Annotated in this window: 9 protein-coding genes; all 9 read right to left on the bottom strand. The window is 63.6% G+C overall.

The features are described 5' to 3' along the window. Positions 1–43 precede the first annotated feature (43 nt). The 9 genes from AB3G31_RS20465 to AB3G31_RS20505 all read right to left on the bottom strand — a co-directional run bounded on the left by AB3G31_RS20465 (position 44) and on the right by AB3G31_RS20505 (position 12,286). Positions 44–1,027, bottom strand: a complete 984-nt coding sequence (locus AB3G31_RS20465; protein ID WP_367847884.1) for an MYG1 family protein — start codon at positions 1,025–1,027, stop codon at positions 44–46. Between the two features lie 57 nt (positions 1,028–1,084). Continuing rightward, positions 1,085–1,738: a TetR/AcrR family transcriptional regulator gene (locus AB3G31_RS20470; RefSeq protein WP_367847885.1), complete on the bottom strand. Its 654-nt coding sequence runs from the start codon at positions 1,736–1,738 to the stop codon at positions 1,085–1,087. Beyond that, positions 1,735–2,742, bottom strand: coding sequence for an ABC transporter substrate-binding protein (locus AB3G31_RS20475; protein ID WP_367847886.1), 1,008 nt, complete (start codon positions 2,740–2,742; stop codon positions 1,735–1,737). Before AB3G31_RS20475 ends, AB3G31_RS20470 begins: the two co-directional genes overlap by 4 nt. A gap of 78 nt (positions 2,743–2,820) precedes the next feature. Continuing rightward, positions 2,821–3,765 carry an ABC transporter permease gene (locus AB3G31_RS20480; protein WP_367847887.1) on the bottom strand — a complete coding sequence of 315 codons (945 nt, stop codon included), beginning with the start codon at positions 3,763–3,765 and terminating at the stop codon, positions 2,821–2,823. After that, positions 3,762–4,655 (bottom strand): ABC transporter permease, encoded by an 894-nt coding sequence (locus tag AB3G31_RS20485; RefSeq protein WP_367847888.1) that lies wholly within the window; start codon positions 4,653–4,655, stop codon positions 3,762–3,764. The genes AB3G31_RS20480 and AB3G31_RS20485 overlap by 4 nt, the downstream gene beginning before the upstream one ends. Then, positions 4,642–5,424, bottom strand: coding sequence for an ABC transporter ATP-binding protein (locus AB3G31_RS20490; protein WP_367847889.1), 783 nt, complete (start codon positions 5,422–5,424; stop codon positions 4,642–4,644). The genes AB3G31_RS20485 and AB3G31_RS20490 overlap by 14 nt, the downstream gene beginning before the upstream one ends. 130 nt (positions 5,425–5,554) lie before the next feature. Further along, entirely contained in the window at positions 5,555–6,571 is a 1,017-nt protein-coding gene (locus AB3G31_RS20495) for a two-component system response regulator (protein WP_367847890.1), read from the bottom strand. Positions 6,572–6,574: 3 nt separating this feature from the next. Beyond that, complete coding sequence (locus tag AB3G31_RS20500) at positions 6,575–10,993, bottom strand: response regulator (protein ID WP_367847891.1); 4,419 nt, start codon at positions 10,991–10,993, stop codon at positions 6,575–6,577. A gap of 381 nt (positions 10,994–11,374) precedes the next feature. Further along, on the bottom strand, positions 11,375–12,286 hold the full coding sequence (locus tag AB3G31_RS20505; RefSeq protein ID WP_367847892.1) for a helix-turn-helix domain-containing protein: 912 nt from the start codon (positions 12,284–12,286) through the stop codon (positions 11,375–11,377). Positions 12,287–12,364 lie beyond the last annotated feature (78 nt).

Consider the following 12,364-nt stretch of genomic DNA (forward strand, 5'->3'; position numbering starts at 1 on the left):
GGGCGAGAGCAGCTATAAATTACATAGCTAACACGCCGAACCATCAAACGGGTTCGGCCAGTGCCAATTCCGCCAGCTTCACCGCGCCCTCAAAGCTGCGCGCGCCGCCGATGAACAGGTTCAGGTGGCAAAACACGCTGTCGGCCACGCCGGTCACTGCCGCCAGTTCCTGGTCGCGCAGGCCAGCCCAGGGGGCGGGCAGGTCCTTGCGGGTGTCGAACGAGCCGGGCTCCACCGGTACGGTCTTGATCTGGTACTGGTCGCCGTCGGAGTCGGGGTAGACCACAAACAGCACCTCGGGCATTTCGTCCACCACCACGCGGGTCCAGGGCATGCCGCCTTCCTTCAAGTGCAGTAGCTTGCCGCCCAGCAGGCGCGGGGCCTGGCGCACGGTGTCCACGGCGCGGATCTGGGCCACTTTTTTGCCGATGGCGTGGTCCAGAAACTTGCGGGTGATGGCGATGGCTTCGCGGAAGCGGGTTTCCAGCAGCTGGGCCTTGGCGGCCAGGTCCAGGCCTTGCTCTTCCAGCCAGTGGGTGTTGAGCTGGGCAATCAGGGCCGACAGGCCAAAGATGCCCGCGGCCACGTCGCCCTGCCCGGTGTCCACGATGTCGAGATACTGCACCAGGGAATGGTCGATGGTGTGCACCACGCTGGCCACCGCCGCGTCGTCCAAGGCCTGGCCATGGTGGGCGGCCCAGGCTTTGACGTAGGCCGCACCATGGGCCGACCACACCAGGCCCGCGCTGGCATAGCCCACGCCGGGCACGGTGTGGCCGTCTACCAGCCGCTCGGGTCGGGCCCCTGTGAAGCCGCGCTGGTGGTGGTCAAACCGGCCGCTGGCTGCGTCCCAGACGCCGCCTACGTCGACCACGTAGTCGGCGGTGGCGATGAGGTCTTTGTTGCGGGTGCGCAGCAGGGTGTGCGATGGGAAAACCCCCATCAAAACGCCCACGCCAAAAACGTCGTCGGCATGGAAAGTGCCACTGTGGGTGGCAATGCAGGTGGGGGTGGCGGTATCGGTCATGGGGCGATTTTAAACCCCAAAAACAACAAGCAACGCCCGTAAAATCAGCGTAACATGCTACTTATTAGATAGCACCTCAAGCCCGCAGCCGCGCAACAGCAAGGCCACCACGTGTTCGGTGGCGCGGGCCTGGTCGGCGCGGGTCAGCTTGGGGCGGCCCAGCACGGCGCAGACCTGCACGTCAAAGTCGGCATAGGTTTGCGTGGCCGCCCACAGGGTGAAAAACAGGTGGGTGCTGTCCACCGGAGCCATTTTTCCCTCGGCGATCCACTGGTCGATGACGGCGGCCTTGGCCCGCACCGTGGCGCGCAGCTCGGTGGCCAGCAGGTGCCGGACCACCGGCGCGCCGTGCAGCAGCTCGTTGGCCCAGACCTTGGAGGCGTGCGGGCGGGCCGCCGACATGGCCATCTTGCTGCGGATGTAGCCGCCGATGGCCTGGGCCGGGTCGGCCTCGGGGGTAATGCCGTGGGTGGGGGCCAGCCAGTCTTCCAGAATACGGGCCAGCACCGCGCGGTAGAGCCCGTCCTTGTTGCCAAAGTAGTAGTGCAGGTTGGCCTTGGGCAGGCCGGATTCGTCGGCAATCTGGGCCATGGTGGCACCGCTGAACCCGGCCCCGGCAAACACCCGCTCTGCCGCGGCCAGGATCCGCTCTTCGTTGGCTTGGCGGATCTGGCCTTTGGCATCCGCCGGGGCTTGGGTGGTGGAGGTCACTTTTTGGTAGCCGCTTCCCAGACGATGTGGCTCATGGCGGCGGCACCGGGGTCTTTCTTGATGACCGGGGCGCTGCCGCCCGACAGCAGCACCTTGACCGTGCGCTCGTAGGCGGCGGGCTCCAGGTAGCCCATCTTGGGGGTGTTGGCGGTGGTGATAAGTTTGGCCACATTTTCCATCTGGCGCTTTTGCACTGTCAGCGTGGCGCTACCCGACATATCGTTGGAGACCACGATCTTGGCGGCTTCTTCGGGGTTCTTCACCGCGTCGTTCCAGCCCTTGAAGGTGGCCCGCAGGAACTTGCCCATGCGGGCCACAAAGGCCGGGTCCTTGAGCTTGGATTCCAGCACGTACAGGCCGTCTTCCAGCGAGGCCGCGCCCTGGTCTTCGTAGAAGAAGGTGACCAGGTCGCTCTCCTTGACGCCCGCGTCGATGATCTGCCAGTACTCGTTGTAGACCATGGTGGACACGCAGGCGGCCTGGTTTTGCAGCAGCGGATCGACGTTGAAGCCCTGCTTGAGCACCTTGATGTCGGTGTCGGGCTTCAGGCCCAGCTTGGCCATCCAGTTTAGGAACGGGTATTCGTTACCGCCAAACCACACGCCCAGGGTTTTGCCCTTGAGGTCTTTGGGGCTGGCCACACCGCTGGCCTTTTTGCAGGTGAGCATCAGGCCGGAGCGGTTGAACACCTGGGCGATGTTGACCAGCGGCACACCGGCTTCGCGGGCGGCCAGCGCGTCGGGCATCCAGTTGACGATCACGTCGGCGTTGTTGCCCGCAATCACCTGCACGGGCGAGATGTCGGGGCCGCCCGGTTTGATAGTCACGTCCAGGCCCTCGGCCTTGTAGTAGCCCTTGGCCGCGGCCACGTAGTAGCCCGCAAACTGGGCCTGCGGCACCCATTTGAGCTGCACAGTGAGCTTTTCCTGGGCCTGGGCGGCAAAGCTGCCGACCATGAAAGCGGCGGCCAGCAGGCATTGGCTCAACTTGGATAATTTCTGCATCGAATACTCCTAGGGTGGGGAACTTAACGTGAAACAACCTGCATGGCCCGGGGTGCTCTGCATCCGGGGCCATGCAAGCTAGCGGGAACGAACAGAAGGGTGCCAGAACGCGAAACGCCGCTCCAGCTGCACCAGCAAGGCATAGGCCAGCGAGCCGGTCAGGGCCGCCACCACAATCGCGCCCCACACCAGCGGCATGTGCATCTTGGCCGCTTCGGTGGAAATACGAAAGCCCAGCCCGGCCGTGGGCGAACCAAAAAACTCGGCCACGATGGCCCCGATCAGGGCCAGCGTGGCATTGACCTTGAGCGCACCAAAAATGAACGGCAAGGCACTGGGCAGGCGCAGCCCCAGCAAGGTTTGCCAGTAGCCCGCCGCGTAGCTGTGCATCAGCTCGCGCTCGAGCCGACCTGCGGCCTTCAGGCCCGCCAGGGTGGACACCAGCATGGGAAAGAAGGTCATCAGCACCACCACCGCCGCCTTGGACGGCCAGTCAAAGCCAAACCACATCACCGCAATCGGTGCCACCCCGACCAGCGGCACGGTGCTGGTAAGCGAGGCGATCGGCAGCAGGCCGCGCTGCAGAAACGGCAGGCGGTCGATGGCCACGGCCACGGCAAAACCCAGGCCGCAGCCCAGCACCCACCCGGAGAGCACCGACTTGAGCACGGTCTGCACAAAGTCGCCCCACAGCAGCGCCCCGCCCTCGCCCATGGCCTGCACGATCAGCAGCGGCGACGGCAACAGCACCCGGGGCACGTCGTACGCGGTGACCAGCAGCTGCCAGAAGTACAGCAGCCACAGACCGAACAGCCCGGCCGTCACCAGCCCGTAGGCAGGCCGCCCGTCCAGCGCAGCGCAGGCACGCACCGTCCACACGGCCATAAACACCACGCCCAAAAATAAGGGCAAAAAAAGGCCGCTTGTGCTGACGGAATAAGCGCGAGAAGCTATAAAAATTGCAGCAACCAGCACACTGGCTACCACCAGGCCCAGCACCGCCTGCGGGCTGCGGGCCGTCATGCCCGGCCCCCAAAGCGGCGCAGCACCAGCCGCTCCACGCCCAGCACCGCAGCGGTCAGGGCCAGGCCCAGCAGGGCCGACATCAGCAGCGCCGACCAAATAGCCACGGTATTGCCGTAGTACGAGCCCAGCAGCAGCTTGGCCCCCAGGCCCGCCTGCGCGCCGGTGGGCAACTCGGCCACCATGGCGCCCACCAGGCTGGCGGCAATGCCGACCCGCAAGGCGGGGAACAAAAACGGCAGCGCCGCTGGCAGGCGCAGCAGCCAGAACGCCTGCCAGCGCGAGGCGGCGTAGGTGTAGAGCAGCTCGGTGTCGATCTGCTGCGGCGAGCGCAAACCCTGCACCATGGCCACGGTGACCGGGAAGAAGCACAGGTACATGGCGATCACCGCCTTGGGCCACACGCCCGAGAAGCCCAGGCTGCCCAGGATCACCAGCACGATGGGTGCAATCGCCAGCACCGGAATAGTTTGCGAGGCCACGATCCAGGGCATCAGCGCGCGGTCCAGGGTGCGTGAATGCACGATGCCCGCCGACAGCAGCAGGCCGAACAGCGTGCCCATGGCAAAGCCCAGCAGGCTGGACTGCGCGGTGACGGCCACGTGGAACAACAGGTTGCGCGGCGAGTCCACCGGCCAGTCGACCAGGCTGGACCAGAAATCCAGCGCCACCTGCTGCGGCGAGGGCAGCACCGGGCGCTGCATGGAGAGGGTGGTCTGGACCAGATCGGCCCAGCCCCAGGCCGCGCCCTGGGGGGCGAGCACGCGTTCGATGGCACCGGGCGCGTTCAGCCACACGGCCCCGGCGTACCACAGCACCAGCACGCCCAACAGCACCGTGGCGATGGGCAAGCCGCTGTTGAGAGCGGTGCCGCGCTTAATGGTGGCCATCCGCCAGGGACTCGCGTACGGCGTGGGCCAGGGCCATGAATTCGGGCGTGTCGCGCAGGCCCAGATGGCGTTCGTCCGGCAGGGTGGAATCGATCACCTGGACGATGCGGCCGGGCCGCGGCGACATGACCACGATGCGGGTGGACAGGTACACCGCCTCGGCGATCGAGTGGGTCACAAACACCACCGTGCGGCGCTCGCGCTGCCAGAGCTGCTGCAGCTGCTCGTTGAGGCGGTCGCGGGTGATTTCGTCCAGCGCGCCAAAGGGTTCGTCCATCATCAGAATGCGTGGCTCGAAGGCCAGTGCCCGCGCAATCGACACCCGCTGCTGCATGCCGCCGGAGAGCTGCCAGGGGTATTTTTTTTCAAAGCCTTGCAGGCCCACCCGGGCCAGCTGGTCCATGGCGATGCGCTGGCTCTCGGCCTTGTCGCGGCCCTGGATGTGCAGCGGCAGCAGCACATTGCCCAGCACCGTGCGCCAGGGAAACAGCGCCGGGGCCTGGAACACGTAGCCGTACGAGCGGGCCATGCGGGCTGCGTGCGGGCTAACCCCATTCACCTGCATGCTGCCGGAGCTGATGGGTTCCAGGTCGGCAATGGCGCGCAGCAGCGTGGTCTTGCCGCAGCCCGAGGGGCCGATCAGCGAGATGAATTCGCCCGGCTGCACCGTGAGGTCGATGTCTTGCAGGGCATGCACCGGCGCGTCGGCAGCGGGGTAGATGACGTTGGCCCGGCGGACCTCGACAGCCAGCGGCTCAGCGGCAAGCATGGGCACAAAAGGAAAGGAGATAGATCATATAAACCCACTATAAAGCTAACCAAACGGTCAGCTTCTTGGGGTTTAAGCTAGTTTTGTGCCAATATTTTTCAGCCGATGGCACCGATCGCGTGCATGCCCTTCAGGACGGACGCTCGGGGCTCTGCATCTCCTCTGCGTCGACTTTCGCCCACTGCTTGCCGATGTCGAGCAGCTCGGGCAGGATGCCTCGGAAGGCGTGGACCACCATGGGGTCAAAGTGCACTTCGACCCCATGGTGGATGTAGTCCAGAATTCGGTCCATCGGCCATGGCTCCTTGTAGGGTCGGCGCATGCTCAGGGCATCGAACACATCGGCCAGCGCCACGATGCGGGCCGACTTCGGAATCTCTTGCCCGCGCAGGCCATCGGGGTAGCCGCTGCCGTCCCATTTCTCATGGTGCCGCAGTGCCACTTCGGCCGCCAGCTGGAACACCGGGGCGTCGCTCTTGCTCAGAATATCGTGGCCAATTTGCGGGTGGGTGCGCATGACCACCCATTCGGACTCATCCAGTGGGCCCGGTTTTCGCAAAATCGCCTGCGGAACGCCCAGCTTGCCGGTGTCGTGCATGGGGGCGGCCAGCTCCAGCCGGGTGCTGCTGGCGGCATCCCAGCCACAAGCCTGGGCCAGCACGCGGGCGTAGGCCGCCATGCGCCAGATGTGGGCACCGGTGTCGGTGTCGTTGTAGTGCCCGGCATGGCCCAGCATCAGGATCGCATCGCGGTAGCTTTGCTCCAGCGCCGTGGCGCGCACCAGCGACAAATGGGCCGCGACCCGTGCCAACACGATGGGTGGGGACACCGGCTTGGTGATGTAGTCCACCGCCCCTGCCGCAAAGCCCGCAGCCTCGTGCGCCATATCGGTATAGCCGGTCACAAAAATCACCTGCACGCTCTGGGTGGTGTCGCGCTGCTTGATCTGTCGGCACAGGTCGTAGCCATTGGTATCGGGCAGCCCGATGTCGAGCAGCACCAGCGCCGGGCGGTGCTTGACCACGGCGGCCAGGGCCTCGGTGCCGTTGCGGGCAAAGGCCAGCACATAGGTTTTCTGCAGGATCTCGCGCATGATGGCCAGATTCGCGGGCTCGTCATCGACGACCAAAATGGTGGGGACGTACATGGTCTACTCCTTGGGTGCAATGCCGTATTGCCAGGCCAATTGGCGGCTGCAGGCCTCGGCACCCCGAAAGTCGAAGGCGCGCACGCAGGCCCGGATGCCCGCCAGATCCGGCTCAGGCACATGTACTGCCAGCTGCTCCAGCAGGGCCTCTACCGGCGCGGGGTTGTCGCTGTCCAGGGCCTCCAGCAAGCCCTGCAACTGCTCCTCCAGGGCCGTACGGGTCTCGGGAGAGTCTTGTTGCACCACGTGGCCTGGCAGTCTGGGCGGTGAAGCGGTAGGAGCAAAGCGTGCAATTACCTCGATGGCCTGCCGCAGTGCCTCGTCCAGGCGGGCCAGCACGGCGATCGGATCGTACCCCATGGTCAACACCCGCTCGGCCTCGCTGGCCAGGCGGTAGGTGGCAGGCAGGGCCATGTTGGCCGCCACGCCGGCCAGCTTGTGGGCCAGGGCGGCGGCTGCGGGGCGTTCGTCTGCCGCCAGATGGGCATGCATCTCGGCCACCGCATGGCGATAGCCCCCGGAGAAGCGCCGCAGGTAGTCGCGGTAGACCTGCAGATTCGACCAGATTTGCAGTCCCTGGGCGACATCCACCACCGAGGTATCCAGCAGCGGAACGGACTCCACCACCAGGGGAGACAGCACCTCGGAGGCCAGGGGCATGGCACGGGGCACCGCAACAGGCTTGCGCCGTCGCAGCCGCTGGATCAACGCCACCGTCGTGGGCACGTCAAAGGGTTTGCTGATGAAGTCGGTCATTCCCACGGCCTGGGCCGCCTCCTGCTGTGACTTGAAAGCCCCCGCGGTCAGCGCCACGATGGGCAGGTCGTCGAACTGGGACATGCGCCGCAACTGGCGCGTGGCCTCGATGCCGTCCAGGATCGGCATCTGCACATCCATCAGCACCAGGTCCACACCGTCGGGGTGGACCTGCAACCAATCCAGGGCCGCCTGGCCGTCTTCGGCCTGCACCACGTCGGCTCCTTGCTGGTGCAGGATGCGTTGCGCCACTTCACGGTTGATTTCACTGTCGTCCACCACCAGCACACGCACGCCGGCCAACGCCTGGCCGACGGCCTGCGGCACGGCCCGTGGCACGCCTGCGGCGTGCGCACGCTTGCGCTGCGCGGCCATGACTGCGTTGTACAGGGTGGAGGTGGTGACGGGCTTGCTCAGAATCGCATCCACCAAATCGGCCCCCGGATGGTTGGCCAAGCTGGTGACCGAGTAGGCGGTGGCCATGATCACGATCGGACAGTCTTCTGGCGGCACGCTGTCGCGAATAGCCTGGGCCGTGGCCAGGCCATCCATGCCCAGCATTTTCCAATCCAGCACCACGACATGGGGCAACTTGCCATTTTTGCGGCCTTGCACCAGGGCCAGCACGGCCTCGCCAGAATCCACGGCACTCACCTGCCAGCCCAGACCCTGGGCTATGTCCACCACGGCGCGCAGCGCGATCTGGCTGTCGTCGGCAAACAGGGCATCGATACGGACCATGTCGGGCGAAGAAAAATCGGTACTGGCTATCTGCTGCATCGGCACGGTGAACCAGAATTCACTGCCCTCGCCCAGGGTACTGGTCAGGCCGATCTCGCCCCCCATCAAACCCACCAGTTGGCGGCAGATGGTCAGGCCCAGTCCGGTACCGCCAAAACGGCGGGTGGTGGAGCCGTCCGCCTGGGTAAAGGCCGAGAACACGTCGTTTTGCAGTTCCGGTGCAATACCAATGCCGGTATCGCGCAAGCTGAAACGCAGCACGATGGTGTCTTCGTGCACGCTCAGCAGCTCGGTGCGCAGCTCCACCCGACCCGCGTGGGTGAACTTGATGGCGTTGCTGGCCAGGTTGGTCAGTACCTGCTCCAGGCGCATGGCATCGCCCCGCACCGCACTGATGCCTGCAGGCAACGGCTGGATGATGAGTTCGATGTTCTTGTTGCCTGCCGCGATGCCCATGGTGCTGGCCAGGTTGTCGATCACATCGCCCATGCGAAACGGCGTGGACTCTATGACCATGTGGCCGGCATCGATTTTGGAGACATCCAGCACATCGTTGATGATGCCCAGCAGCGAGCGGCCCGAGGCCCGTATCTTGCGCACCAGATCATGGGCACTCGGATCCAGCTGCGCCTGCTCCAACAGGTAGGCCAGGCCCAGAATGGCATTCAGGGGCGAGCGAATTTCGTGGCTCATATTGGCCAAAAACTCGGCCTTGCTGCGGTTGGCGGCCTCTGCCACATCGCGGGCCTGCAGCATGGAGGACTCGGCCTGTTTCTGGGCCGAAATGTCCTGGGCAAACACCAAGGTGGCCGGGCCGTCGGCCAACACCACGCGGGCGGTGGTTTTGAATACCGGCACCAGGCTGCCGTCCTTGCCCAGCCCCATCGCTTCGAACATTTGCTCTGTCGGGGAATCTTCGCGGATCAAAGCCTCCTGGGCGTGCAGCTGCTGGTGGGAGTCCGTGGAAATCATGTCGATCCACAACCGGCCCACCAAGCTGTCATCTCCGGCAAAGCCGTGCAGGGCCCGGTAGCGCGGATTGCAGTACACGATGCGCCCGGTGCGCAAAATGGCGACGGCCAGCGGCGCGTCCTCGATCAAGGTACGGAACCGCGCCTCGCTTTCGCGCAGGGCAAGGGTATGGCGGCGCTCGGACACGTCTTTGCAGACCACGATGAGGAGTTCCATCGCTCCCGATGCGTCACGGATGGCGGAGGTGCTGTGCTCCACGAAGGCGGAGGCAGTCTGGTCTTTTCGGCGAACCTCCAGCAGCACATCGCGCATGAAGTGGCCGCGCATGCCCTGCTGGCTGGGCCACTGGTCTGGTGGTAGCAGGTCGCCGTCCATCTGCACCAGCTCAATCTCGGACACGATGGCCTCAAACGGCGCTTTGGCGTCAAACAGGCCATGCATGGACCGCCCCGCGCGGTTGATGCGCACCAGTTGACGCTGGCGGTCAAACACAAAAACGGAATCCGCCATGCTGTCAAACACCGCCAGAAGCTCGTTTCGCGTACGCACCACCTCTTGCTCGGCCAAGCGGGATTTTGTGATGTCCATGTGCGTCCCCATCATGGTGGTACCCCGGCCGTGGGCGTCCCGCTCAATCGCCTGGGCGCGGCCCAGAATCCACACCCAGTGGCCCAGCCGATGCTGGATACGGTACGTTGCCTCGTAAAACGGCACACTGCCGTCCAGGCAGGCTTCACACGCCGCATGGTGCGCAGCCGCATCCTCGGGGTGGATGCGCCGCTGCCAGAAATCGGGATCCCCCTGCATGTCCGTCAAGGCAAAGCCCAGCATGCCCGCAGAGCTCCCGTCAAACGCCCATATCCCCGCAGGTGCATGGAAGCTCCACAGCCCTAGATTGGCGCCACGCAACGCCAGTTTGAGACGGTCGGCGGCTTCCAGGCGCTCGTTGTCGCGCTTAAATGCCAGGTCCTCCATGCGGGACCGCCGCGTCTGCCCCCACGACAGGCCGCCACAGCACAGCAAGACCAGGACGGCATACATTCCGCCGTTGCTGATGGCCTGGCGACGCAACGGCTGCACGATGGCACCCAAGTCACGGCTGAGGCCAATCACCAGACCCTTGTCCATTTGCAACTCGGCGGGATGGATGGTGCGCATGGCCACCAGGCGCTGTTCACCGGTTCTGGGTATCGTGCCGGTCAACAGGTTACTGGACTGTCCACTCTGCACATGCCGGGTAAAAAAGGTTCCAGGTTTGTTGAAATTGGTGCCGTCGATATTCGCCCTGAGCGGGAAATTCAAAAACTGCAGCCCATCGCCGTGGACCACAAAACCCCACACGTCCTGGGCATACATCGCCGGTCGGAAAATGCCGGTGAAATACTTGGGATCCAGGGTGGCGATCACCATTCCCGCAAACTCGCCATGGGTCCCGGACACCATCCGGGCCGTGTTGACCACCAGATCGTTGCGCAAGGAACGGTATGGTGCCGACACATACAAGCTGGCCGGGTTCGGATGGACCTGCACGGTCTTGAAGTAATCCCGCTGGCTGAAGTTGATGCCCACCAAATCGGGGCTGTGTGCAGAAATGGCGATACCCCGCGCGTCCATTACCACCATGGCCCGAATTCCCGGCATGGCACTGACCAGCGCGCGCAAGCGACGGGACACATCTTTGGGATTGGCTTCACCCGGGACCACCAGGTAATCCTTGATGACCTCGGTCATCGCCAGGCTGATCACCTCCAGATTGCTCTGGATGTCGCTGGCAATGACATTCGACTGCACCTGCAAGCGGTCTTGCTCAGTGGCCAGGGTGCGCTCCACCTCGACGGAATGCACGTAGGCAATAAACCCCCCTACCAGGGCGAGAACCACCACCAGCAGCAACCATTCAAGCAGTTTGCGTCTCGAAACCAGACGTCCGGTGTGGGTAAGCATCTGCGGCATGCTAGCCGACTTTAGCGGACGCACCGCAGAATTCGCGCATTTTCAAGCCCGAATCAAGGTGTTCTCGTCCTCCATTTGCATGAAATTTTGAACATATCGCAGGCATCAAAAAAGCCCGCAAGCACTGGGCTGGCGGGCTTCTGGAAGGGGTGAATCCCAGCCTGGCCTGGAGCGGTTATGCACACTAAAAGTGTAGTTTGAATCCACTTTTACTTAAGTAGAGCCTATCGGGTGGGCGCGAATGTGACTGGCGTAACGCTGCTGCCCGTGGAGGGAGGGAGGTCGGCCTTTGGAGCGCCCGAGAAGGCGCTGGCGCCGCTGTGGTAGATGAACTGCACTTCACGCCCAATCGAGCCAGCGCGAACTGTGTTGCGTTCACGGTCATCCACTACAAGAAACCACAAGTGGCACTCCCTCCATTGCCAGCCTGCGGAATTCGCGCGGCGTATACCCGCTTTGCTTGCGAAAGAATCGGCTGAAATAGGCTTCATCGGCAAAACCGAGCCGATTGGCAAGCTGCCCAATGCTATTGGTGGTGTAGACAAGGTCGCGTTGAGCCTCATTGCACAGTCTCGCATGCACCACTTCACTGCTCGACATACCGAGCAAATCGCGGCACAAGCGTGTCAACTGTCCCGGTGTCACGCCCAAGTTTTCCGCATAGGCTTGCACCGACCAGTGCTCCTTGAAATGCTCTTCCACAAGCTTCCTGAATTTCGCCACTTGCTCGGATTTTCTCGAAGCGCCTCGCAGCGGCGCGGCTGCCAAGGTTTCCTGGAGTCGGGCGATCTGAACGATCAAGGCGATGATCAGCGACATGCCCGCTGCAACATGACCGGTTGCGCGCCCTCGGGCCTCGCGCTCAATGGATAGAAATGCCTGCAACAGCTCTTCACGGCCTTCTCCCATGTGCAACAGCTGAAGGACTTTGGGGGTTCGCAATGTCTGTAGCAATGCAGGCATCAATACCTCAGCCAGCGTCTCCAGAGGGGACTGCGCCGCCGTCACGATGGGGCCATCGACATCGGGAGTGAAATTCCAGCCATGAACTGTCTGCGCGGGAATGACGAGCACACAAGGCGCATCCAACGAGACCTTCATTTGATCGACCACAGCAGTCACTGAGCCATGCGTGAGATACATCAACTGTATCAACGCTCCATGGATGTGCGGCCGGATGGTGAAATTGTAGGGCTGTGCCCGTTGAGGAACCCATTCGAAAAAGAACGGGGTCTGCCAACGCGGCTGCGCCTGATCGCCGTACAGCGAGTAGTCGGGAATAAACTTTGCCATGACGGACCCTCAGGTGTATGAATCATTCGGAGCTCAGTGACATTTCTCGTCGTATGTCAGTCAGCGTTAGGCAGCCAG

This window comes from Rhodoferax sp. WC2427, assembly GCF_040822085.1.
Lineage (GTDB): Bacteria > Pseudomonadota > Gammaproteobacteria > Burkholderiales > Burkholderiaceae_C > Rhodoferax_B.

Bases quoted from the DNA above. Each gene is read 5' to 3' on its own strand.
- AB3G31_RS20490 (WP_367847889.1), bottom strand. From the start codon at position 5,424: ATGCTTGCCGCTGAGCCGCTGGCTGTCGAGGTCCGCCGGGCCAACGTC.
- AB3G31_RS20495 (WP_367847890.1), bottom strand. From the start codon at position 6,571: ATGTACGTCCCCACCATTTTGGTCGTCGATGACGAGCCCGCGAATCTG.
- AB3G31_RS20500 (WP_367847891.1), bottom strand. From the start codon at position 10,993: ATGCCGCAGATGCTTACCCACACCGGACGTCTGGTTTCGAGACGCAAA.
- AB3G31_RS20465 (WP_367847884.1), bottom strand. From the start codon at position 1,027: ATGACCGATACCGCCACCCCCACCTGCATTGCCACCCACAGTGGCACT.
- AB3G31_RS20505 (WP_367847892.1), bottom strand. From the start codon at position 12,286: ATGGCAAAGTTTATTCCCGACTACTCGCTGTACGGCGATCAGGCGCAG.
- AB3G31_RS20480 (WP_367847887.1), bottom strand. From the start codon at position 3,765: ATGACGGCCCGCAGCCCGCAGGCGGTGCTGGGCCTGGTGGTAGCCAGT.
- AB3G31_RS20475 (WP_367847886.1), bottom strand. From the start codon at position 2,742: ATGCAGAAATTATCCAAGTTGAGCCAATGCCTGCTGGCCGCCGCTTTC.
- AB3G31_RS20485 (WP_367847888.1), bottom strand. From the start codon at position 4,655: ATGGCCACCATTAAGCGCGGCACCGCTCTCAACAGCGGCTTGCCCATC.